The following is a 21,248-nucleotide window of genomic DNA, read 5'->3' as shown; positions in this document are numbered from 1 at the left end:
GCCGGGTGTCCCGGACCGGATCCCGGCCTCACCCGACCGCCGGGGCGAGCGGATCGGGCAGCGGGCTCCCCGGGCGGCAGACCGTCCAGGGTTCGACCAGGCCCAGGCCGCGCACCGGGCGGCGCCACATCGGGTGCAGTTCGTAGCGGTTGTCGCCCTCCAGCGCCGCGGCCAGTTCGCGGTCGACCACCACCGCGTCCTTGGGACTCAGCGCGGTCAACCGGCTGGCCAGGTTGACCGTGGTGCCGAACACGTCGCCCATCCGGGAGAGCACGTGGCCGTACGCGATCCCCACCCGCAGCGCGGGCAGGATCTCCTCCTGTGCCATCGCCTCGACCAGTCGCAGGCCCAGCTCGACCGCCGAGTCCGGCGAGAAGGTCACGAACAGCACCTCGTCGCCCAGCGTCTTGACCAGCCGCCCGCCCTGCTCGGCGATCACGTCGACGGCGGTGTCCTCGAAGGTCTGCACGAGGCGGCCGAGCTCGGCCTCCTCCAGATTGCGCGACAGCCGGGTGAACCCGACCAGGTCGGCGAAGCCGACGGCCAGCGACTGGCCCACCGTCTGCGGATCGGTCAGGCCCTGCATCGCCCGCGAGCTGGCCGCGGCCAGGTGTCGCCGCCAGGCGTAGATGACCAGCGGTTCGAGTTCGAGCATCACGTCGCCCGCGGTGGTGACCACCTGCTCGGAGCGGCTGCCGGTGAGCTCGTTGCCGATGTACTCCACCCACGCCTCGGTCTGCCATTCGGCGAACCGGGCCATGGTCTGGCCGACCGAGCGCACGAACTGCGCCGCGACCGTGGCCGGCAGCAGCCCGGACTCGGTCAGCTCGCGCAGGTGCTTGAGCGCCGCGACGTCGGCGTCGGTGAACGCGCGGGCGGGACCGAAGTCGGCGAAGCCCAGGCCCCGCCACAACCTGCGGGCCTCGTCGAGGGGCACTCCGACCAGGTCGGCGACCTGGCCCGAGGTGTATCGCCGGGGTGCGCCCAGGACGACCTGCTCGACGTCGGCGATGGTGTTGTTGACCGCCTCGATGTCGGACAGGTCGGGCAGGGCGTGCTGATCGGCCGCGTCGGCCCCGGCGCCCGCGCCGGGCTCCACGCGGGTCCGTTCCTCGGGCATGTGGCTCCACCGGTGTGCGAAGGATGGTCTCGTCGGAGCCACACTACGTGTCGGGGGTCACAAAGGTTCGGGGTCGGGCGGAGCCGGCTGCTTCCCGCGCTCGGCGGCGGCCCGCCGTACGAGCACGAGCAGCTCGCTCTGCAGCCGCACCACGCGCGGCAGACCGGGCAGTTCGAGCTGGTCCCGGTCGCCGACCGGCACCAGCACGACGGTGCCCGCGCCGAGCACGCGGTCCGCGAACGACTCGTGCTCGACCAGTACGTCCTCCACCCGCGCGAACGGAATCACCCGGATCTCCCGGGTCACCGTGCCGGTACGCACGGTCAGCCGGTCGGCGGCGACCGAGTACAGCGTGCCCAGCCAGGCCAGCCACGGGACGACGCTCCAGCGGATCAGCACCGCGAGGCCGGCCAGGAGCACGGCGGGTTGGAGCCAGCCGGCGGCGGCGTCCGGCGGGGTCAGCGCGGCGAGGAAGCCGGTGACCGCGACGGTGGCGAACAGGGCGAGGGCGGGGCGGACGAGGTGCATCCAGTGCGGACGCACGACGAAGAGCGTGTCGTCGTCGACCTCGGCTGTGATGGGGAACACCGGGCCTCCTGATGGGTCACCCACGATTGTGCGGGTCCCTTGGGCGGGAGGCCCGGAGGCGTGCCGAAGGCACGGTTTTTGCGCCCACCCGCCCACCCGTTGCGCAAGGTGCGGAGGCTGCGGAACGCGGGCGAGGGGTGGAGCCGAGCCGGCCTCGCGGCGTGCGTGGCGGGAAAGGGCGAACGTGCGATGCGCGGCCGGTGGTGGGCGCGGGTGGGGTGGGTGGGGCGGGTGTCAGTCGGTGGTGGGGCGGACGTGGACCACGTCGCCGGCGCCGACCGCGGTGGGGCCGTCGGTGGTGGTGACCAGGAGCCGACCGTCGTCGTCGATGCCGGTGGCCGGGCCCTCCAGGGTGCGGTCCGCCGGGAGTTCGACCCGGACCCGGCGCCCGATCGTGGCGCACGCGCCGGTGTAGGCGGCGAGCAGGCCGCTCGTACGCGCGTCGCCGCCGGCCAGCCGCCAGCGGGTGTACCAGTCCTCCAGCTCGCGCAGGATCGCGCGCAGGATCGGATCCCGGTCGATGCTCTCGGCGCCGGCCAGCAGCAGCGAGGTCGCGGTCGGTACCGGAAGTTCCTCCTCGCGCAGCGAGACGTTCAGGCCGATGCCCAGGACCACGCCCGCGCCGGCCCGCTCGGCCAGGATCCCGGCCAGCTTGCGTTCGCCCACCAGCAGGTCGTTGGGCCACTTCAGTCGTGCCTGCACACCGGCCACCCGGGACACCGCCGCGGCCGCGGCCACCCCGGCCAGCAGCGGCAGCCAGCCCCAGCGCGCGACCGGCACCTCGTTCGGCGCCAGCGTCACCGACACCGCGATGCCCGAGCGCGGCGGCGCGCTCCAGCGCCGGTCCAGCCGGCCCTTCCCGGCCACCTGCGACTCGGCGACCAGGATCAGGCCCTCCGCCTCGTCCGCCCTGCGGGCCAGGTCGACGTTGGTCGATCCGGTCTCGGGCAGCACGTCCACCTCGCGCCACAATCCACCCGGTACCAGCAGGGCCCGGCGCAGCGCCGCCTCATTCAGGGGCGGGCGGTCCAGATCCGTGAAAGGAGAGTCCATCCGATCACCCTAGAAGGCACCGCGGGGCAGGGCGGTGATGCTCGCCGGCGTGGCGCGGCTACGCTACCGATCGCCGCCGTTCGACTTGACAGGAGCCAGCACGATGGACCCAGTACAGGGCGATCCCGACATCCACACCACCGCCGGGAAGCTGGCCGACCTCGAGCGTCGCATCGACGAGGCGGTTCACGCCGGAAGCGCCCGAGCGGTCGAGAAGCAGCACGCCAAGGGCAAGATGACCGCGCGCGAGCGGATCGAGTACCTGCTCGACGAGGGCTCGTTCGTCGAACTCGACGAGTTCGCGCGGCATCGCTCGACCAACTTCGGCCTGGAGGCCAACCGCCCCTACGGCGACGGCGTCGTGACCGGTTCCGGCACGGTCGACGGTCGCCAGGTGTGCGTGTTCTCCCAGGACGTCACCGTGTTCGGGGGCAGCCTGGGCGAGGTGTACGGCGAGAAGATCGTCAAGATCCAGGACCTCGCGATCAAGACCGGCGTCCCGCTGGTGGGCATCAACGAGGGCGGCGGCGCGCGCATCCAGGAGGGCGTCGTCTCGCTCGGCCTGTACGGCGAGATCTTCCGTCGCAACGTGATCGCCTCCGGGGTGATCCCGCAGATCTCGCTGATCATGGGCGCGGCGGCCGGCGGCCACGTGTACTCGCCCGCGCTCACCGACTTCGTCGTGATGGTCGACCAGACCTCGCAGATGTTCATCACCGGTCCCGACGTGATCAAGACGGTCACCGGCGAGGACGTCACGATGGAGGACCTCGGCGGCGCGCGCACGCACAACAGCAAGTCCGGCAACGCGCACTACATGGGCGCGGACGAGAAGGACGCCCTGGAGTACGTCAAGGGCCTGCTGTCCTATCTGCCGAGCAACAACCTGGAGGAGGCCCCGTCCTTCGACGAGGCCGCCGACCTGGAGACCACCGACCACGACCGCGAGTTGGACACGCTCATCCCGGACTCGGCGAACCAGCCGTACGACATCCACACGGTGATCGAGCACGTCCTGGACGACGCGGACTTCCTGGAGGTCCAGCCGCTGTTCGCGCCGAACATCGTGGTCGGCTTCGGCCGGGTCGAGGGTCGGTCCGTGGGCATCGTGGCCAACCAGCCGATGCAGTTCGCGGGCACGCTGGACATCGACGCGTCCGAGAAGGCCGCGCGCTTCGTGCGCACCTGCGACGCGTTCAACATCCCGGTGCTGACCTTCGTGGACGTGCCGGGCTTCCTGCCGGGCACCGACCAGGAGTGGAACGGCATCATCCGGCGCGGCGCGAAGCTGATCTACGCGTACGCCGAGGCCACCGTGCCGCTGGTGACGATCATCACCCGCAAGGCGTACGGCGGCGCGTACGACGTGATGGGCTCCAAGCACCTGGGCGCCGACGTCAACCTGGCCTGGCCGACCGCGCAGATCGCGGTGATGGGCGCGCAGGGCGCGGCGAACATCCTGCACCGGCGCACCATCGCCGCCGCCGACGACCCCGAGGCGACCCGCGCGCGGCTGATCCAGGAGTACGAGGACACGCTGTGCAACCCGTACGTGGCCGCCGAACGCGGCTACGTCGACGCGGTGATCCGTCCGTCCTCGACTCGGGCGCACGTGGTCAAGGCGCTGCGCGCGCTGCGCGGCAAGCGCGAGACGCTGCCGCCGAAGAAGCACGGCAACATCCCGCTGTAGTCGGACCACACCGAGTCGGTCCCGCGGCGCCGTGCGCGGCGGGCCGACCCGGTCAGGGCCTGGAGGTCCCCATGATCAAGGTGGTGCGGGGTGAACCCACCCCGGAGGAGTTGGCCGTGATCGTCACCGTGGTGGCGGCCAAGGCGCGCGGCGGCGGTGTCGCGCCGGAGCCGGCGGCGCCCTCGCAGTGGAACGCGCCGGCCCGGCTGGTGCGCCGGCAACTGCGTCCCGGGCCGGGGGCCTGGCGCGCGAGCGCCTGGCCGTCCTGACCGAGCCCGTTTCTGCGACGATCGGCCATTCGGTCCATCGGCATATGCGTTGTCGGTCTATCGCACGACCCGACTTGAGTACCCGTACTCAAGAACGCACCGTGGTGCGCGGCCCACGATGGACGCATGCGTGAGCGTGACGAGTTCTCCGAGGAAACCCGGCGCGCCGTGGCCCAGCTTCGGCGCGCCGTGTGGATCCTGCCCGTGGTGGTGATCCTCGGCCTGCTCCTGCTCGGACTGTGACCGGCCCGCGATCCGGCGCCCGGTACGTTGGCGGCATGACCGACCGCACCCCCTCCCGTTCCCTCGTGCTCGCCTCGGCCTCCCCCGCGCGCCTGAAGCTGCTGCGCGACGCCGGGCTCGATCCGAAGGTCGTGGTCAGCGGCGTCGACGAGGACGCGCTCACCGCCGCCTCCCCGCGCGAACTCGCGCTGCTGCTCGCCGAGGCCAAGGCCGACGCGGTCGCCGCCGACCTGGGCGCCGACGAACTGGTCCTGGGCTGCGACTCGGTGCTGGAGTTGGACGGTCGTGCGCTGGGCAAGCCGGTCGACGCCGCCGACGCGCTGGCCCGCTGGCAGGCCATGCGCGGGCGCTCCGGGGTGCTGTTGACCGGGCACTGCGTGATCGACCGCCGCAGCGGCCTGCGGGTGTCCGACGTGGGGGCCACCACGGTGCGGTTCGGCACGCCGTCCGACGACGAGGTCGCCGCGTACATCGCCACCGGCGAACCGCTGCACGTGGCGGGCGCGTTCACCCTGGACGGGTACGCGTCGCCGTTCGTGGACGGCATCGACGGCGACCCGGGCAATGTGATCGGCCTGTCACTGCCGCTGCTGCGCCGGCTCCTGGACGGCGTGGGCGTGCGGATCGTCGACCTGTGGACCTGATCGGGCGACGCGGCCCGGGGCGCTTCCGCCCCGGGCGCCGACGATCCTCAGGAGGCGGAACCGTCCGGCCGGTTCAGGTCCCGGCGGACCGGGCCGGGGCCCAGGTTGGGCAGCCCGGACGACGGCGGTTGCGGTTGGTACGAGCCGGCGTCGGGCTGCTGCGGCAGATAGGGCTGCGGGGCGGGTTCGGCGTAGGCGTTCGGGGCCCACGGACCGCCACCGGGCACCGGGGCGCCGACCGGGCCGGATCCGGGCCCGCGCCCGGGACCGGTTCGCGGGGGCGGCGTGGGCGTGCCGCGCATCCCGGCCAGGACCGCCAGCGGCAGCGCGATCGCCGCGAGCACGAGCAGCGGCAGCGGTACGCCGCCGGGCTTCCTGGTCAGCCACTCCACCCACGCGTAGTCCGCCGACGCGGCCTGTAGCTCCGGCCACACCGGTCCGCACGCCGCGCCCAGCCCGAATCCCGCGATCGCGGCCTCCGGACGCAGCCCGCCGACCACCACGCCGATCGCCGCCGCGCCCGCGCAGCGCACCGCGAGCTGATGCCCGGAGCCGGCCGCCGGACCGATGAACTCGGCCAGGACCAGGGCGAGTGCGGCCAGGCCGATCGCGTACGACCCCAGCATGCGGGCCGCGACCGCACCCACGATGCCCGCGACGGTGAGCCCGAGCAGCCACGGCACGTATTCGCCCGGTCCGTCCAGGCCCAGGCCCGGATTGCCCTCGGTGCGGTCCCAGGCGAACAGCGCGGCCGGGAACGCGGCCAGCCCGACCGCCATCGCCAGCAGCGCGCCCGCCACCGAGCGGATCCCGTCCACCCGGTAGGTCAGCAGCGCGGCGACCAGGCAGCCGGCCAGCGCCACGATCGGCCACAGACCGAGCACCCGGGGCTTGTCGTCGCCCATCACGATGGTCGCGGCGGACACCCCGACGCCGGCCAGGCCGAGCAGGAACACCCCGCCGAAGGCGCCCACTTGGGACTCCTGCCAGCCGCGCCCCGGCGGCACCAGGACCCGACCGGTGGGCAGCAGGATCAGCAGGTAGCCGAACGCGGCGAGCGGCAGCCAGGTCTGTAGACCGGCACCGGACTCCCACATCGGGTCGAGCACGTCCCGCCCGCCGAGCACGAACAGCAGCGGCACACCCGCCGCGAGCGTCGCCGCGAACGCGGCGTTCAACGGCGCCTGGTGCCGGGGTACCGCCAGGTGGATCCACAACACCACGCCGACCAGCACCTGGACGGCGAAGCCGAACCGCAGCAGGTACACGAAGCCGAGCCAGCGCGCGTCGCCCGAGCCGTCGTAGTGCGCGGCGATCGGGTCGAGCGCGGTGGTCAGCGCGGCGCCGGCCAGGCCGATCACCAGCACGCCGCCGACCGCGCCGCGGCGGTGGGTGAACACGCTGTCGGTGAGCCCGACCCCGCCGATCACCAACGGCACCGCCCACGGCAACAACACCGCGATCAGGTCCCACACCGACCAGTCGCCGGCGCCCGGGCTCACCGGCGCCGGCGCCGACCCGTACGTGTCCGGGTCCGCGACGGCCGGGGCCGGTGCGGACGGGTCGATGCCCGCCCGGAGCAGTACCAGGGCGGCGGCCGTGCCGAGCACGACCAGCAGCACACCGGGCACCCACTCCAGGGACAGCCGGCCCACCGGTTCGGGGCGCCGCGCGCGGCCCTCCGCGAATCCGGCGCCGGCCTCGTAGGCCTTGCGTACCACTCCGCCGGCCATGGCCGTCTCCCCCGGGTCGTTTTACACGCAGCTTAGGGAAGGACGACGCTCGTCCGCTCCCGAAGCGGGAGACGCGGACCCGCCTGTTTCGGATTCGCCGGAAGTCCCTCGACCATCCCTCGGAACGTCCGTGCGCCGGCCCCCGCGCGGGCCCGTCGATCGCCGGACATTACCTCGGAGGGAATCGACCGCCCCACCCGGGCTCCAGCACAGTCGTCGATGTCGGCAATCGACCCTGGAGGATCCCATGAGCGCCCAGTCCCTGCACTCCACACTCGCGGCCGCCGGTTCCGGTGCGGACGGCTCCGTCCGCGGCGACACCGGCCTGTTGCGGATCGCGCTTCGGCTCGACGCGATCGCCACCGGCGCGGTGGGCCTGGCCGCGCTGGTCGGCTGCGCCGCGTTCGACGGCGCGCTCGGCCTGTCCACCGCCTTCCTGGCCGGGCTCGGCGCCTTCCTGGTGCTCTACGCGCTCGGCGTCTGGCGGGTGGCCGCGCGCGCCACGCCGCATCGCACCGCGGTGCGCGTGGTGATCGGACTCAACCTGCTGTGGTTCGCGGACAGCGTGCTGACGGCCGTCGCGGGCTGGATGGACCCGACCGGCCTGGGTACCACGTTGATCGTGCTCCAGGCGATCGCGGTGCTCGGCTTCGCCGACGTCCAGATGTTCGCCCTGCGCAAGGCACGCAAGTCCGTGCGATGACCGTACGCAGAGGAGCCGGCGGACCGTTCCGGACGCACCGTGCCGAGATCGTGGAACACCGCGTACGGTCTGGTGCCATGAGTTCGGGAAGCGCAGGCATCGCCACCGAGCGGCCCGCCGGCCGCGCCGCCGGCCGGCGGTCGAGCGGCGAGCTGATCCGCCACTGGCGGCAGCACCGGCGGTTGAGCCAATTGGAGTTGTCCGTGGAGGTCGAGGTGTCCACCCGGCACCTGAGCTTCATCGAGACCGGCCGCGCGGTGCCCAGCCGGGACATGGTGCTGCGGCTGGCCGAATACCTGGAGGTCCCGCTGCGCGAACGCAATCGCATGTTGCAGGCGGCGGGCCACGCGCCGGTGTACAACGAGAGCCGCCTGGACGCGCCGGAACTGGACGCGGTGATGGCCGCGATGCGCCAGATCCTGGTCGGGCACGGTCCGTTCCCGGCGGTGATCGTGGACCGGGCGTGGAACATCGTCGACGCGACGCCGAGCATCGCGCTGTTCACCGAGGGCGTCGCCCCCGAGTTGCTCACCGACCCGCTGAACGCCTACCGGGTGAGCCTGCACCCGGAGGGCATGGCGCCGCGGATCGTCAACCTCGCGCAGTGGCGCGCGCACCTGCTGCACCGGCTGCGTCGGCAGGCAGCGATCACCGCGGACCCGCTGGTGCAGGCGCTGTACGACGAGGTGAGCGGCTACCCGGGCGGCGAGCCGCCGAACGCGGCCGGCCCCGGCGCGCCGGCGATCCCGCTGGGCATCCGGTTCGGCGGGGAGGTGTTGTCCTTCGTCAGCACCGTGGCCACGTTCGGCACCGCGGTCGACATCACCGTGGCCGAGATCTCGATCGAGTCGTTCTATCCCGCGGACAAGCGCACCGGGCAGATCCTGCGCGAGTTGCACGGCGACTGACCCCGGGCGGCGCGGACCGTCGCACGGCGAGCGACCGCGGCGGCGCGCGTCCCGGGCCCCGGGTTCAGGCGCGGATCCGGTATCCCCACACCTCGGCGGGCTCGGTCACCGGGTCGGGTTGCCACTCGCCCAGTCGGGCCCAGTCCCAGGAGCGGAACGCGGCGAGCGCCGCGTGGTTGTCCCGGTGCACCCGGACCGCGGCGAACTTCGCGTCGGTGCCCGCGAGCAGCCTCTCCCGCATCCGGCCGGCCAGCCCCTGCCGCCGGTGCTGCGGCACGACCATCAGGTCGACGATCACGAACACCTTTCCGGCCGAGGCCAGTTCGGCCACGTCCTCGGGCAGGTCGCCGTGGAAGCCGGTCCACCAGCCACTCGCCCGTCGAGGCGGGAAGCCGTAGGTGCAACCGGCCGCGCCGGCGCCGTTCGCGACCACCATCTCGAACCCCGGCTGTTGGATGTGCTCGGCATAGCGCCGCAGGAAATCGGGGCGGCCCGGCGGATCCTCGCCGTAGCTCTTGACGTACGTATCCGCGACGGATTCCCGCTGTTGGTCGGCCTGCCAACGGGTCAGCCGGCGCAAGAACACCTCTGCCACCAGTACCTCCTGCCCAGGCATGGGATGCCGTAGACGCTCACATCGTGGCAGCCGGCCCCGCCCGGGGGAAACACCACGGCCCGAATACCCCCGGTCGAGCAACCGCCCCGCCCCCACCCACACACCCCACCCCCGGCCCGGCGCCAGGCGATTCGCGTGTTTCGGCCTCCATTGCCCGTGTGCGCTCGTAGCCTGCGCACGACAGACGCGAGGAGAGGGCGAATGACGCGAGACGTGCGGGAACCGGGCAACGCGTGGGACATGTGTGCCGAGGGTCACGACGACCACGAGTGGGTGTATCAGTACGGGCCCGACGGACCGACCGGCAATCCGTGGGCCAAGGCCTGCAAGCACTGCGGGAAGATGGCCGGGGCGAACGTACCCGAGAGCGGACTGCTCGGACACGCGTCCGGCGGCGATTGCCTGGGCGGCTGACCGGACGACGATAAACTGAAACACGTTACAGCCGTACCCGAGCGTCGGCGCCGACCTCGTCCGGAGTACGTTGACCCCACCGGCAACGTGGCCGGCAGCTCCACCGATGGCCATGAACGTGGCGGGTAGCCGTACCCATGACGAGGTGGGGCGGCCGAGGGTGCCCGCCTCCGAATCCCTAGACTCTCCGCAGTTGAGGAGGGAGCCAGATCGTGCGCAAGGTACTCATCGCCAACCGTGGGGAAATCGCGGTCCGCGTCGCCCGAGCATGCCGGGATGCCGGTATCGCCAGTGTGGCCGTCTACGCCGAGCCGGACCGGGATGCTCTGCACGTGCGGGTGGCCGACGAGGCCCACGCGCTCGGCGGGAACACTCCGGCCGAGAGTTACCTGGACGTGGCCAAGGTTTTGCGGGCCGCCCAGGACTCGGGCGCGGACGCCATCCACCCCGGATACGGGTTCCTGTCGGAGAACGCGGAATTCGCCCAGGCCGTGCTGGACGCCGGCCTCACCTGGATCGGACCGCCGCCGCAGGCGATCCGCGACCTCGGTGACAAGGTGGCCGCCCGACACATCGCCCAGCGGGCCGGCGCGCCCCTGGTCGCCGGCACCCCGGACCCGGTCTCGGGTGCCGAGGAAGTGGTGGAGTTCGCCAGGGCCAACGGCCTGCCGATCGCCATCAAGGCCGCCTTCGGCGGTGGCGGGCGCGGCCTCAAGGTGGCTCGCACCCTCGAAGAGGTCCCCGAGCTGTACGACTCGGCGGTGCGTGAGGCGGTGGCCGCGTTCGGCCGCGGCGAGTGCTTCGTCGAGCGCTACCTGGACAAGCCGCGGCACGTGGAGACCCAGTGCCTGGCCGACACCCACGGCAACGTGGTGGTCGTGTCCACCCGCGACTGCTCGCTCCAGCGCCGGCACCAGAAGCTCGTCGAGGAGGCGCCCGCGCCGTTCCTGTCCGACGAGCAGAACGCCGAGCTGTACCGCGCGTCCAAGGCCATCCTCAAGGAGGCCGGCTACGTCGGCGCCGGGACCTGCGAGTTCCTGGTCGGCCAGGACGGCACCATCTCCTTCCTGGAGGTCAACACCCGCCTCCAGGTCGAGCACCCGGTCACCGAAGAGGTCACCGGCATCGACCTGGTGCGCGAGATGTTCCGGATCGCCGACGGCGAGGTGCTCGGCTACGACGACCCGCCGCTGCGCGGGCACGCGTTCGAGTTCCGGATCAACGGCGAGGACCCGGGGCGTGGCTTCCTGCCCGCCCCCGGCGAGGTCACCACGTGGCTGCCGCCGTCCGGCCCGGGCGTGCGCCTGGACTCGGGCGTCGAGCAGGGCTCGGTGATCGGCCCGGCGTGGGACTCGCTGCTGGCGAAGCTGATCGTCACCGGCCGCGACCGCGAGCAGGCGCTCCAGCGGGCCAAGCGCGCGCTGGACGAGTTCGTCGTGGACGGCATGGCGACCGCGCTCACCTTCCACCGCGAGGTGGTGGTGGACCCGGCGTTCGCGCCCGAGCTCGACGGTTCGACCGACGCGTTCACGGTGCACACCCGGTGGATCGAGACCGAGTTCGAGAACACGATCGCCCCGTTCGGCGGCGGCGCGGACGGGGCCGAAGAGGCCGGCGAGCGCGAGACCGTCGTGGTCGAGGTCAACGGTCGGCGGTTCGAGGTCACCCTTCCGGCGGGCCTCGGCGCGTCCGGCGCGGCGGCCCCGGCCGCCGGGAAGAAGGCGCCCAAGCGCGGCGGCGGCAAGAAGGCCGGCGCCGCGGCGAGCGGCGACTCGCTGGCCAGCCCGATGCAGGGCACCATCGTCAAGGTCGCGGTCGAGGAAGGTCAGCAGGTCGCCGAGGGCGAGCTGATCGTGGTCCTCGAGGCGATGAAGATGGAGCAGCCGCTCAACGCCCACCGGTCCGGCACGGTCAAGGGCCTGGTCGCCGAGGTCGGCGCGACGGTCACGTCCGGCGCGGTGCTCTGCGAGATCAAGGACTGACCCGGGCGCACACCCACCGGGATCACCCACGATCCCGACGCACGCCACGATCGCCCCCGCCCGACACGTCGGCGCGGGGGCGGTCGTCCATGCGCACGCCGGAGGGGGTTCGGCGTGGACCACTGGTTCCTGATCGCCACCGTCCGCGCTGCCGGCGGCACCGGAGCCGCCCTGGGCGTGCGGTGGTCCGATCGTCGACGCGGCGCCCGCTCGTCGCACCCGTCCCCGCGTGCCATCGCGTCAAGTGAACCGGCCGTCTTCTCGGTCCCGCCCGAGTTGCTCGAGCGGGCACGGTCCGAGTTGGTCGTGTGGCTGCGCGAAGACGTGATCGAACGACTCGCCGAGTTGGCTCGGCGCACGCAGGCGCTCGTACCGGCCGAGCGGCCGGCCACCTTGGCGGCACAACTGCGGGCCCTGGACGCGGGCGAGGCGGCTTCGTGGGTGTTGCGGGAAGCCGACGATCTCCCCGATCTCGCGGGCGCGTGGGTGTTGGTGTGGCACGGAGTCCGGGCGCTGGAAGTGGCCGCGGCGGCCGATTCCGTCGACGAGCTCGGCCCGGATCGTCGGTTCGAGGTGTCGGTGTCTGTTCAATCCGTTGCACGGCGCAGCGCACGCCACGATGCGATGGGTGATGCGAGGACTGACCGCGCCGGTACCGGCGTGCTGGGCGTGTCCGGTCGCCGGGAGCGAGCGCATGGTGCCGGACATCCTCACCGCGCGGGTCGCCGACGGGGCGTACCTGCCCTACTACGAGGTCCCGGCCGAGCGGAGCGTGTGGTCGGCGACGGGGTTCGGTGCCTTCGGCGGAGACCTGGTCGAACAGGTGCGGCGCGCGTTGCCCGGGGGGCGCCGGGCGGTCGGCGAGTGACACCTGGCGGCAAGGTCCTGCTCACTGGTCGGGCATCACCCCCGGGACGCGCATGTCGCGCATCCGCTCCCCGTTGAACTCCGCGCGGGCGCCGGGGACGGCTCGCTGCGGAAGGGGGGCGATGTGCACCTGTGCGCCCAGCTCGGCCAGGGCCTCGCTCTCCGGACCGGGAGCGTCCTCGTCGGTGACGAGGTGGGTGATCCGCTCGGGGGCCACCGTCTGGAACATGGTGTCCACACCGATCTTGGTGTGGTCGACCATGACGACGACCTCGTGGGCGGCCTGGATCAGGGCGCGGTCCACACTCGCGGACAGCATGTTGGGGGTGGACAGGCCACGCTCGGCGGTGAGCCCGTTGCCGGACACGAACGCGCGGCGCACGCGCAGACCCGCGAGGGCCTGTTCGGCTCCGCTGCCCACCAGCGCGTAGGACGACCCGCGCAGCGTGCCGCCGGTCATCACGACCTCGACCCGATTGGCGTGGGCGAGGACCTGCGCGACAAGAAGGGAGTTGGTGACCACGGTCAGGCCCGGGATCCGGGCCAGCCTGCGGGCCAGCTCCTGCGTGGTGGTGCCGGCGCCCACGACGATCGCGTCCCCCTCGTCGACGAGGGAGACCGCGAGGTCGGCCATGGCCGCCTTCTCCGCCGCCGCGAGGTGGGTCTTCTGCGAATAGCTCGGCTCACGGGACAGCCCACCGGGCAGTACCGCTCCACCGTGCCGACGGTCGAGCAGCCCTTCGGCTTCCAGGGCCCGCACGTCCCGCCGAACCGTCACCTCGGACGTCTGGACCACCCGGGCGAGCTCCCGAAGGGACACCGCTCCGTTGGCCCGCACCATTTCAAGAATCAGTTGACGACGCTCTGCTGCGAACACGTGACGAAGGTAACGCGAACGACCGGCTCTTATCAGCCGCTTGCGACTCTTACCCGAACTTGTTCATCAAAGTGATAAGACCGCTTCGGTTTCCGGGCGCAGCGAAGCCGCAGCGTTCGCGAGGGCCAACCATAACGCTGCTCACCGGGAAGCGGATAGCACTGCTGTACACAGATTTTGATTCCGCGTCAGCCGGTCTCGACGGACGCCGAACACACCGCGAGGAGGCGATCACACCCGGTCCGATTCGAGTATGCGCGGCGGCCCCGAAGGACAGCGGATGTTCGAGAAAAGCCACCCGTAAGTGGAGTGCACAGGGGCGCGGAATCCGAATTACGCGCGCCCCTCGCGCGCCGGAGCCACCCGGCCCGGGCTGCGATGATCTTGACATCGGGGCCGCCCGGGGTGTCCCGCGCCGATAAGGATCGGCCCGACACCCCGGGATCCACCCGGCGGATTCGACCCGGCCGATTCGGCCGCTTGGTCAGGAACGCTCGCGCCGGTGCAATTGCCGGGCGGCTTCCGCGATCGAACCCGAAAGCGACGGGTAGACGGTGAATCCGCTGGCGATCTGGTCGACCGTCAGGTGCAGGTCCACCGCGAGCGCGACGGTGTGGATCAACTCGCTCGCGCGCGGCGCCACGATCACACCACCGACCACGATGCCGGTGCCCGGCCGACAGAACAGCTTCACGAAGCCGTCGTGAATGCCCTGCATCTTGGCCCGCGGGTTGCGCGACAGCGGCAGCTTGACGCCGCGCGCGTCGATCTCGCCCGCGTCGATCGCGGCCTGGGTATATCCGACCGTGGCGATCTCGGGGTCGGTGAACACGTTCGAGGACACGGCCTTGAGATTCAGCGGCGCCACCGCGTCGCCGAGCATGTGGTACATCGCGATCCGGCCCTGCATCGCCGCCACCGACGCGAGCGCGAACACGCCGGTGCAGTCGCCCGCCGAGTACACCCCGTTCGCGGTGGTGCGCGAAACCCGGTCCACCCGCACGTGTCCGGTGTCCTTGAGGAAGACGCCGGCCTCCTCCAGCCCGATGCCCGCGGTGTTGGGGATCGCGCCGACCGCGACCAGGCAGTGGCTTCCCTCGACGATCCGACCGTCGGTCAGGGTGACGATGACGCTGTCCCCGTCCCGCTTGACGCTCTCCGCGCGCGAGCGCGACATGACCCGCATCCCGCGCCGCCGGAAGACGCCTTCGAGCACCTCGGCCGCGTCCGGGTCCTCGCCCGGGAGCACCCGGTCGCGACTGGAGACCAGGGTCACCTTGGAGCCGAGCGCCTGGTAGGCACCGGCGAACTCGGCGCCGGTGACCCCGGAGCCGACCACGATCAGCTCGCGCGGCAGCTCGGACAGGCCGTACATCTGCTTCCAGTTCAGGATCCGCTCGCCGTCCGGCTCAGCACCCGGGATCTCGCGCGGGTGGGCGCCGGTGGAGATAAGGATCGCGTCCGCGTCGAGCGTGCGCTCGGAGCCGTCGGCGAGGTCGGCCACCACGCGGCGCGGCCCGTCCAGCCGGGCGGTGCCGCGCAGCACCCGCACGCCGGCGCGGGTGACGCTCTGCCCGATGTCGTTGGACTGGGCCTTGGCCAGCTGCAGTACGCGTCGGTTGACCACGCCCAGGTCCACGCCCACGATCGGGCGATCCAGCGTGCCCGGGGTGCCGTCGTCGACGTAGATGCCGAGCTCGTGGTGCGAGTCGGCGAAGTTCGTCATGACCTCGGCCGTGGCGATCAGGGTCTTGGACGGGACACAGTCCGTCAGTACCGCCGCACCACCCACCCCTTCGCGCTCTACCACCGTCACCTCGGCTCCGAGCTGTGCCGCGACCAAAGCCGCCTCGTACCCGCCGGGTCCTCCGCCTACGATCACAATCCGAGTCACGGGTGTCATTCTCTCCCATGACCGCGCGTCGCGTAGGCTGCGGCCATGCCCCTCTACGCCGCGTACGCAAGCAACCTCGACGCGCGGCAGATGGCTCGGCGTGCCCCGCACTCCCCTCTGCGCCACACCGGTTGGCTGCCCGGCTGGCGGCTGACCTTCGGCGGCGAGCAGTTGGGCTGGGACGGATCGCTGGCCACGGTCGTCGAGGACGAGTTGTCCCAGGTATTCGTCGCGTTGTACGACCTGGCCGAGATGGACGAGCCCGACCTCGACCGGTGGGAGGGCATGCCGCTGGGCCTGTACCGCAAGGTCCGGGTCCGGGTGGAGTCCCTGTTCGGCGAGCAGGTCGCGTGGCTGTACGTGCTCAACGACTACGAGGGTGGCCTGCCCTCGGCGCGCTACCTCGGCATGGTCGCCGAGTCGGCCGAGTCCGCCGGCGCCCCCGACGACTACGTCAAGGAACTCCGCAACCGCCCCTGCACGTAGCCCGCGGCACACCCGGCCGGGCCCGAAGACCGATCCGGCCGGCCGGGCCGGGGGCACCCTCGGGCGGCCGACCCCAGGTGTGTACACCCGCCGCGTCGAGGTCTCGCGCGTCCGAGTGGCGACCGACACGATCCCGGTCCGACCGGATCGTCTGAACGGACGTATCGCCACAAACCCGCACCAGTCGTCCCCCGCTGTCATTGCGGTCGTATCACAGTCTTCTACGCGCATAGACCCCGCTCGCGCCCTTTGCGGGTACAGCATTTACGCTCATCGATGTGAACGTATTGGATAGCCACGACCCGTACACGGCCGCCGCCGAGGCCGCCGAAAGCCTTCAGCGGCTCACCGGTGCCGCGACGCACGACATCGCGCTCGTCATGGGCTCTGGCTGGGTGCCCGCCGCCGACATGCTGGGCGACCCGGAGCACGAGTTCCCGGTCACCGAGCTGCCCGGCTTCCCGCCGCCCGCCGTCGAGGGCCACGCCGGCACCGTCCGCTCGCTGGTCATCGGCGACCGCCGCGCGCTGGTCTTCCTCGGCCGCACCCACCTCTACGAGGGGCACGGCGTCGCGGCCGTCGCGCACGGTGTGCGCACCGCGGTCGCGGCCGGCTGCAAGGCCGTCGTGCTGACCAACGGCTGCGGCGGCCTGCGCCCGTCCTTCGTGCCCGGTCAGCCGGTGCTGATCAGCGACCACATCAACCTGACCGCCGCGTCGCCCATCGTCGGGGCCAACTTCGTCGACCTGACCGACCTTTATTCGCCGCGGCTACGCGCGTTGTGTCGCGAGGTCGAGCCCGACCTCGAAGAGGGCGTGTACGTGCAGTTCCCCGGCCCGCACTACGAGACCCCGGCCGAGATCGGCATGGTCCGCGCGATCGGCGGGCACCTCGTCGGCATGTCCACGACCATCGAGGCGATCGCGGCGCGCGAGGCCGGCGCCGAGATCCTGGGCATCTCGCTGGTCACCAACCTCGCCGCGGGCATGACCGGCGAGCCGCTCAACCACGAAGAGGTCCTGGCCGCCGGACGCGCGTCCGCCGAGCGCATGGGCCGACTGCTGACCCGGGTGCTGCCGCGCATCTGAGCGCCCGCGGTACCGTTCCCGTCCTCTTTGATCCTTTCCGCACCGAGGAGTCCGTGTTGAGCGACGTCATCGAGATCGCACGCGCCTGGCTGGCCGAGGACCCGGACCCGGACACCCGGGCCGAACTCGAGGCGTTGCTCGAGGCGGACGATCGGGAGGGCCTCGCGGATCGTTTCGCCGGGTTGCTCCAGTTCGGCACCGCGGGGCTGCGCGGCGAATTGGGCGCCGGGCCGAACCGGATGAACCGCGCGGTGGTGATCCGCGCGGCGGCGGGTCTGGCCGCGTACCTCAAGACCGCGTACGTCACCGACACCGCCGCGCCCGCCGCGACCCGCAACGCGGTGGTGATCGGGTTCGACGCACGGCACAAGTCCGACGTGTTCGCCCGGGACACCGCCGCCGTCATGGAGGCGGCCGGGCTGCACGCGCTGCTGCTGCCCCGCCCGCTGCCCACGCCGGTGCTGGCCTACGCGATCCGGCACCTGGGCTGCGTCGCGGGGGTGATGGTCACCGCGAGCCACAACCCGCCGCGCGACAACGGCTACAAGGTCTACCTCGGCGACGGGTCGCAGATCGTGCCGCCCGCCGACGCGGAGATCGCCGGGCACATCGCGGCGGTCCGCTCCCTGGCCGACGTGCCGATGGCCGAGGACGGCTGGGAGACGCTCGGCGAGGCGTTGATCGACTCCTACCTCGACCGCGCCGTGACCGTCGTCGACCCGGCCGGGCCGCGCGCCGTGCGGATCGTGCACACCGCGATGCACGGCGTGGGCACCACCGTGATGCTCGGCGCGTTCGACCGCGCGGGCTTCGCCGACGTTCGACCGGTGCCCGAACAGGCCGACCCGGACCCGGACTTCCCGACCGTGGCCTTCCCGAACCCGGAGGAGCCCGGGGCGATGGACCTCGCGTTCCGCACCGCGCTCGCCGAGGACGCGGACGTGGTGATCGCCAACGACCCGGACGCCGACCGGTGCGCGGTCGCGGTACCGGACCCGGCGGTCGCGGGCGGCTGGCGGATGTTGCGCGGCGACGAGGTCGGCGCGCTGCTCGGCGACGAGGTGGCCCGCCGGGGCACCGACGGCGTGCTGGCCACCACGATCGTGTCCTCCTCGCTGCTGGGCGCGATCGCGCGCGCGAACGGCATCGCCCACACCGAGACGCTGACCGGCTTCAAGTGGCTCGCCCGCGTGCCCGACCTGGCGTTCGCGTACGAGGAGGCGCTGGGCTACTGCGTGGACCCGGCCGGGGTGTGCGACAAGGACGGCGTCACCGCCGCGCTGATGCTGGCCGAACTCGCGGCCCGCGCCAAGCGGGACGGCCGCACGCTCCCCGACCTGCTGGACGCCGTCGCGACCCGGTACGGGCTGTACGCGACCGACCAGTATTCGGTGCGGGTGGATCGCCTCGAACTGATCGCGGACGCGATGCGGGGGCTGCGCGAGCGGGCCCCGCGCACGCTCGGAGGGCTGGCCGTGACGAGCGCCGAGGACCTGCTGCACCCGCCGGCCGACGGCCTGCCGCCCACCGACGGTCTGCGCTACACGCTGGCCGGCGACGGCGTGGACCTGCTCGCGGGCCGCGTCGTGGTGCGGCCCTCCGGGACCGAACCCAAGCTCAAGGCCTACCTGGAGGTCGTGGTCGCCCCGAAGCGGATCGCCGAGGTCGGTGTCGACGGCGCCCGCGCGGCGGCGTACGCGGCGTTGGAGCGACTGAAGCGGGACCTGGCCGCGACGCTGGGCATGTAGGACGCCTCCCGGCCGACACGGACCGGTGGGCGAGCGGGGCGGGACGGTCGATCGACCGTCCCGCCCCGCTCGCGTACGACCCCCGGGCCCAGCCCTTCGGAGGACGGGCCCGGGGGCGCGTGGTACCGCGGTACGGGGCGGAGCCGGCTCTTCGGGTGGATGTGCCCGAACGGGTCGCCGGCGGATCGTGGAAGGGTCAGTCGATCCCCCGGCTCCCAGAGGACGCCATGAGCACCCTGTCCGAGTTCCCCGCTCCGAACACCGCCCCGCGCATCCGGCCGCGGCACGTCTGGCAGTGGGCGAAGGCCGGGCGTTCCGTCCCCGCGCTCGCGACCTTCGTCGGCCTGCTGATCCTGCCGGTGCTCGCGTTCGTGTCGGCCTATCCGCTGTTCTCGGGCGTCGCCGACACCCTCTTCGACACCTCGGCGGACGATCTCACCGCCGGACGCGGCTTCGGCGGAGCGGTGGTCGAGCCGGTCACGGGCGCCGCGCTCGCCGTCACCGCCGCTCTGATCGTGCTGTACAGCGCCGCGCGCGTACTGCGCCGACGGGGTCGCTGAACGCGGCCGGACGACCGACGCGCACCACCCGCCGACCGGGCCCGCACAAGGCTCGGTCGGCGTTCGTGTCGTTCCGGGCCCGATCGGATCGGATCAGGGCCGGCACCTCAGATCAGGCCCAGCACCAGCGAGGCCGCGCCCGAGAGCACGAGGCCGCCGAGGATCTCCATCGACCACTGGACTCGGACCGGGCCGGTGGACTTCGCGGCGAACTGCTCGCTCATCCCGCGCAGGTCGTCCACGACCTGGTCGGCACGGGAGAGTTGGGGCAGGTCGTGCGCGCCGTGGCCGTACGGGTCCTCCGCCGCCGAGCGGCCCTGTTGGCGCAGCGCCCGCTTGCGTTCGCGCAGGGAGACCGGGATGGCCCAGATGTGGAACGACTTCTCGTCCGCGCGCACCTCGATCGAGTACTCGGCCCGGACCCGCTCCACCGCGCCCCAGGGCACCACGATGGTGCGGAACGGGTTGCGGATCACCAGGTGCTCCGGCCCGACCAGCACCGCCGAGCGCAGGGTGAGCGCGACCACCAGGACCGCGAAGAAGACCACGACGGCGATGGCGAGCCACTTGGTGCTGCCTTCGCCGCGGATCAGCGTGTCGATCACCATCCACACCCCGGCGGCGATCAGAAGCACCCCGACGGCCATCGCCGGCCGGGAGCGATACGTGGTGATGTCCTCGTCGCTGCTCATGACCGGTGATTGTGCCGCACGACACCGGCCGGGTTTGGCTCGACCGGACCACTGGGCCCGACGCTACGCGAGTAGATATGCTCGTCTTGTGAGCATGCCGTCTGCAATTCTCGCCGACCCGGCCGAGGTCACCTCGTCCGAAGCGGCCCTTCGACGCTTTCTGCACGGGCTTCCCGGCGTCGACAGGGTCGGGACCGAAGCGCGGGCAGCAATGCTCGCCACCCGCTCGATCAAGAACGAGGCCAAGGTCGCCGCGATCGACCTCGCCATCAAGATGATCGACCTGACCACACTGGAAGGTGCCGACACCCCGGGCAAGGTCCGGGCCCTGTGCGCGAAGGCGCTGCATCCGGACCCGGGCGCACCGGACGCGCCCCGGCCCGCCGCGATCTGCGTCTACGGCGACCTGGTCGCCGAGGCCAGGGCCGCGCTCGGCGATTCGGGAGTGCATGTCGCGGCCGTCGCGACCGCGTTCCCCTCCGGACGCGCCGCACTCGACGTGAAGCTGGCCGACGTCGCCCACGCGGTGGCCGCCGGCGCCGACGAGATCGACATGGTCATCGACCGGGGCGCGTTCCTGTCCGGTCGCTACCGGGCAGTCTTCGACGAGATCGTCGCGGTCAAGGCGGCGTGCGCCCGCGGCGCCGCCGCCGGTGGGGGCAGTGCCCACCTCAAGGTGATCCTGGAGACCGGTGAACTGTCGACGTACGACAACGTCCGCCGCGCGTCGTGGCTCGCGATGCTCGCGGGTGCCGACTTCATCAAGACGTCCACGGGCAAGGTCGCGGTCAACGCGACACTGCCGGTGACGCTGGTGATGCTCCAGGCGGTCCGCGACTTCCGCGAGGCCACCGGTACGCAGGTCGGCGTCAAGCCGGCCGGTGGGATCCGCACCACCAAGGACGCGATGAAGTACCTCGTGCTGGTCAACGAGACGGTGGGCTCGGACTGGCTGGACCCCGACTGGTTCCGGCTCGGTGCCTCCAGCCTGCTCAACGACCTCCTGATGCAGCGCCAGAAGCTGGCCACGGGCCGCTACTCCGGCCCCGACTACGTGACGGTGGACTGACAGC

At 72.2% G+C, this 21,248-nt stretch carries 22 protein-coding genes; 14 read left to right on the top strand and 8 right to left on the bottom strand.

The features are described from left to right. Nucleotides 1–28: 28 nt before the first annotated feature. From ACIRL2_RS05820 to ACIRL2_RS05810, 3 genes are all read right to left on the bottom strand, one after another. On the bottom strand, nt 29–1,120 hold the full coding sequence (locus ACIRL2_RS05820; protein ID WP_395866383.1) for an adenylate/guanylate cyclase domain-containing protein: 1,092 nt from the start codon (nt 1,118–1,120) through the stop codon (nt 29–31). A gap of 57 nt (nt 1,121–1,177) precedes the next feature. Beyond that, nucleotides 1,178–1,708, bottom strand: a complete 531-nt coding sequence (locus ACIRL2_RS05815; protein ID WP_402230403.1) for a PH domain-containing protein — start codon at nt 1,706–1,708, stop codon at nt 1,178–1,180. A 234-nt stretch (nt 1,709–1,942) separates the two neighbouring features. Further along, nucleotides 1,943–2,761 carry a biotin--[acetyl-CoA-carboxylase] ligase gene (locus ACIRL2_RS05810; RefSeq protein WP_402230401.1) on the bottom strand — a complete coding sequence of 273 codons (819 nt, stop codon included), beginning with the start codon at nt 2,759–2,761 and terminating at the stop codon, nt 1,943–1,945. A gap of 103 nt (nt 2,762–2,864) precedes the next feature. Here ACIRL2_RS05810 and ACIRL2_RS05805 point away from each other — a divergent pair, with 103 nt between their 5' ends. The 4 genes from ACIRL2_RS05805 to ACIRL2_RS05790 all read left to right on the top strand — a co-directional run bounded on the left by ACIRL2_RS05805 (nt 2,865) and on the right by ACIRL2_RS05790 (nt 5,607). Further along, a complete protein-coding gene (locus ACIRL2_RS05805; RefSeq protein WP_395866389.1) occupies nt 2,865–4,451 on the top strand; it encodes an acyl-CoA carboxylase subunit beta in 1,587 nt (528 codons plus the stop codon). 71 nt (nt 4,452–4,522) lie between these two features. Next, on the top strand, nt 4,523–4,720 hold the full coding sequence (locus ACIRL2_RS05800; RefSeq protein WP_395866391.1) for an acyl-CoA carboxylase subunit epsilon: 198 nt from the start codon (nt 4,523–4,525) through the stop codon (nt 4,718–4,720). Nucleotides 4,721–4,846: 126 nt separating this feature from the next. Continuing rightward, on the top strand, nt 4,847–4,963 hold the full coding sequence (gene mmpB, locus ACIRL2_RS05795; protein WP_395866393.1) for a morphogenic membrane protein MmpB: 117 nt from the start codon (nt 4,847–4,849) through the stop codon (nt 4,961–4,963). A gap of 35 nt (nt 4,964–4,998) precedes the next feature. Further along, the gene (locus tag ACIRL2_RS05790; RefSeq protein ID WP_395866395.1) at nt 4,999–5,607 is read left to right on the top strand and encodes a Maf family protein; all 609 of its coding nucleotides are present in this window, start codon (nt 4,999–5,001) and stop codon (nt 5,605–5,607) included. A gap of 47 nt (nt 5,608–5,654) precedes the next feature. Here ACIRL2_RS05790 and ACIRL2_RS05785 read toward each other — a convergent pair whose 3' ends face one another. After that, nucleotides 5,655–7,340 (bottom strand): hypothetical protein, encoded by a 1,686-nt coding sequence (locus ACIRL2_RS05785; protein ID WP_395866397.1) that lies wholly within the window; start codon nt 7,338–7,340, stop codon nt 5,655–5,657. A 247-nt stretch (nt 7,341–7,587) separates the two neighbouring features. Here ACIRL2_RS05785 and ACIRL2_RS05780 point away from each other — a divergent pair, with 247 nt between their 5' ends. Both ACIRL2_RS05780 and ACIRL2_RS05775 read left to right on the top strand, forming a co-directional pair. Next, on the top strand, nt 7,588–8,043 hold the full coding sequence (locus ACIRL2_RS05780) for a hypothetical protein (RefSeq protein ID WP_395866399.1): 456 nt from the start codon (nt 7,588–7,590) through the stop codon (nt 8,041–8,043). 77 nt (nt 8,044–8,120) lie between these two features. Beyond that, the gene (locus ACIRL2_RS05775) at nt 8,121–8,951 is read left to right on the top strand and encodes a helix-turn-helix domain-containing protein (RefSeq protein WP_395866401.1); all 831 of its coding nucleotides are present in this window, start codon (nt 8,121–8,123) and stop codon (nt 8,949–8,951) included. Between the two features lie 64 nt (nt 8,952–9,015). Here the strand turns inward: ACIRL2_RS05775 and ACIRL2_RS05770 are convergent, their stop codons facing one another. Continuing rightward, nucleotides 9,016–9,546, bottom strand: a complete 531-nt coding sequence (locus ACIRL2_RS05770; protein ID WP_402230396.1) for a hypothetical protein — start codon at nt 9,544–9,546, stop codon at nt 9,016–9,018. A gap of 222 nt (nt 9,547–9,768) precedes the next feature. On the opposite strand from ACIRL2_RS05770, the gene ACIRL2_RS05765 reads away from it, so the two are divergent. The 3 genes from ACIRL2_RS05765 to ACIRL2_RS05755 all read left to right on the top strand — a co-directional run bounded on the left by ACIRL2_RS05765 (nt 9,769) and on the right by ACIRL2_RS05755 (nt 12,831). Continuing rightward, nucleotides 9,769–9,981, top strand: coding sequence for a hypothetical protein (locus ACIRL2_RS05765; RefSeq protein ID WP_395866405.1), 213 nt, complete (start codon nt 9,769–9,771; stop codon nt 9,979–9,981). A 212-nt stretch (nt 9,982–10,193) separates the two neighbouring features. Further along, a complete protein-coding gene (locus tag ACIRL2_RS05760; protein WP_402230393.1) occupies nt 10,194–11,963 on the top strand; it encodes an acetyl/propionyl/methylcrotonyl-CoA carboxylase subunit alpha in 1,770 nt (589 codons plus the stop codon). A 628-nt stretch (nt 11,964–12,591) separates the two neighbouring features. Beyond that, nucleotides 12,592–12,831 (top strand): hypothetical protein, encoded by a 240-nt coding sequence (locus ACIRL2_RS05755; protein ID WP_402230390.1) that lies wholly within the window; start codon nt 12,592–12,594, stop codon nt 12,829–12,831. A gap of 21 nt (nt 12,832–12,852) precedes the next feature. Here ACIRL2_RS05755 and ACIRL2_RS05750 read toward each other — a convergent pair whose 3' ends face one another. Continuing rightward, nucleotides 12,853–13,671 carry a DeoR/GlpR family DNA-binding transcription regulator gene (locus ACIRL2_RS05750; RefSeq protein WP_020552647.1) on the bottom strand — a complete coding sequence of 273 codons (819 nt, stop codon included), beginning with the start codon at nt 13,669–13,671 and terminating at the stop codon, nt 12,853–12,855. 520 nt (nt 13,672–14,191) lie between these two features. Beyond that, nucleotides 14,192–15,610 carry an NAD(P)H-quinone dehydrogenase gene (locus ACIRL2_RS05745; protein WP_395866413.1) on the bottom strand — a complete coding sequence of 473 codons (1,419 nt, stop codon included), beginning with the start codon at nt 15,608–15,610 and terminating at the stop codon, nt 14,192–14,194. Between the two features lie 36 nt (nt 15,611–15,646). Between ACIRL2_RS05745 and ACIRL2_RS05740 the strand changes: the two genes are divergently transcribed. The 4 genes from ACIRL2_RS05740 to ACIRL2_RS05725 all read left to right on the top strand — a co-directional run bounded on the left by ACIRL2_RS05740 (nt 15,647) and on the right by ACIRL2_RS05725 (nt 19,483). Continuing rightward, on the top strand, nt 15,647–16,087 hold the full coding sequence (locus tag ACIRL2_RS05740; protein ID WP_395866415.1) for a gamma-glutamylcyclotransferase: 441 nt from the start codon (nt 15,647–15,649) through the stop codon (nt 16,085–16,087). A gap of 278 nt (nt 16,088–16,365) precedes the next feature. After that, nucleotides 16,366–17,175, top strand: a complete 810-nt coding sequence (locus ACIRL2_RS05735; protein WP_395866417.1) for a purine-nucleoside phosphorylase — start codon at nt 16,366–16,368, stop codon at nt 17,173–17,175. 53 nt (nt 17,176–17,228) lie between these two features. Continuing rightward, nucleotides 17,229–18,923 carry a phospho-sugar mutase gene (locus ACIRL2_RS05730; protein WP_402230386.1) on the top strand — a complete coding sequence of 565 codons (1,695 nt, stop codon included), beginning with the start codon at nt 17,229–17,231 and terminating at the stop codon, nt 18,921–18,923. Nucleotides 18,924–19,150: 227 nt separating this feature from the next. Further along, on the top strand, nt 19,151–19,483 hold the full coding sequence (locus ACIRL2_RS05725; RefSeq protein WP_395866421.1) for a hypothetical protein: 333 nt from the start codon (nt 19,151–19,153) through the stop codon (nt 19,481–19,483). A 107-nt stretch (nt 19,484–19,590) separates the two neighbouring features. On the opposite strand, the gene ACIRL2_RS05720 is transcribed toward ACIRL2_RS05725, so the two are convergent. Beyond that, nucleotides 19,591–20,175, bottom strand: a complete 585-nt coding sequence (locus ACIRL2_RS05720) for a PH domain-containing protein (RefSeq protein ID WP_395866423.1) — start codon at nt 20,173–20,175, stop codon at nt 19,591–19,593. A 94-nt stretch (nt 20,176–20,269) separates the two neighbouring features. On the opposite strand from ACIRL2_RS05720, the gene deoC reads away from it, so the two are divergent. After that, nucleotides 20,270–21,244 carry a deoxyribose-phosphate aldolase gene (deoC, locus tag ACIRL2_RS05715; protein ID WP_395866533.1) on the top strand — a complete coding sequence of 325 codons (975 nt, stop codon included), beginning with the start codon at nt 20,270–20,272 and terminating at the stop codon, nt 21,242–21,244. The last annotated feature ends 4 nt before the right edge of the window (nt 21,245–21,248 follow it).

Source organism: Embleya sp. NPDC127516 (genome assembly GCF_044765325.1).
In the GTDB taxonomy this organism is placed as follows: domain Bacteria; phylum Actinomycetota; class Actinomycetes; order Streptomycetales; family Streptomycetaceae; genus Embleya.
Note: the sequence above shows the minus strand (reverse complement) of the source record. Positions and strands in the feature narration are given on the sequence as shown.

Coding starts and splice junctions, on each gene's coding strand:
- ACIRL2_RS05820 (WP_395866383.1), bottom strand. CDS start 1,120: ATGCCCGAGGAACGGACCCGCGTGGAGCCCGGCGCGGGCGCCGGGGCC.
- ACIRL2_RS05810 (WP_402230401.1), bottom strand. CDS start 2,761: ATGGACTCTCCTTTCACGGATCTGGACCGCCCGCCCCTGAATGAGGCG.
- ACIRL2_RS05805 (WP_395866389.1), top strand. CDS start 2,865: ATGGACCCAGTACAGGGCGATCCCGACATCCACACCACCGCCGGGAAG.
- ACIRL2_RS05800 (WP_395866391.1), top strand. CDS start 4,523: ATGATCAAGGTGGTGCGGGGTGAACCCACCCCGGAGGAGTTGGCCGTG.
- mmpB (WP_395866393.1), top strand. CDS start 4,847: ATGCGTGAGCGTGACGAGTTCTCCGAGGAAACCCGGCGCGCCGTGGCC.
- ACIRL2_RS05790 (WP_395866395.1), top strand. CDS start 4,999: ATGACCGACCGCACCCCCTCCCGTTCCCTCGTGCTCGCCTCGGCCTCC.
- ACIRL2_RS05785 (WP_395866397.1), bottom strand. CDS start 7,340: ATGGCCGGCGGAGTGGTACGCAAGGCCTACGAGGCCGGCGCCGGATTC.
- ACIRL2_RS05780 (WP_395866399.1), top strand. CDS start 7,588: ATGAGCGCCCAGTCCCTGCACTCCACACTCGCGGCCGCCGGTTCCGGT.
- ACIRL2_RS05775 (WP_395866401.1), top strand. CDS start 8,121: ATGAGTTCGGGAAGCGCAGGCATCGCCACCGAGCGGCCCGCCGGCCGC.
- ACIRL2_RS05765 (WP_395866405.1), top strand. CDS start 9,769: ATGACGCGAGACGTGCGGGAACCGGGCAACGCGTGGGACATGTGTGCC.
- ACIRL2_RS05750 (WP_020552647.1), bottom strand. CDS start 13,671: ATGGTGCGGGCCAACGGAGCGGTGTCCCTTCGGGAGCTCGCCCGGGTG.
- ACIRL2_RS05745 (WP_395866413.1), bottom strand. CDS start 15,610: ATGACACCCGTGACTCGGATTGTGATCGTAGGCGGAGGACCCGGCGGG.
- ACIRL2_RS05740 (WP_395866415.1), top strand. CDS start 15,647: ATGCCCCTCTACGCCGCGTACGCAAGCAACCTCGACGCGCGGCAGATG.
- ACIRL2_RS05725 (WP_395866421.1), top strand. CDS start 19,151: ATGAGCACCCTGTCCGAGTTCCCCGCTCCGAACACCGCCCCGCGCATC.
- ACIRL2_RS05720 (WP_395866423.1), bottom strand. CDS start 20,175: ATGAGCAGCGACGAGGACATCACCACGTATCGCTCCCGGCCGGCGATG.
- deoC (WP_395866533.1), top strand. CDS start 20,270: ATGCCGTCTGCAATTCTCGCCGACCCGGCCGAGGTCACCTCGTCCGAA.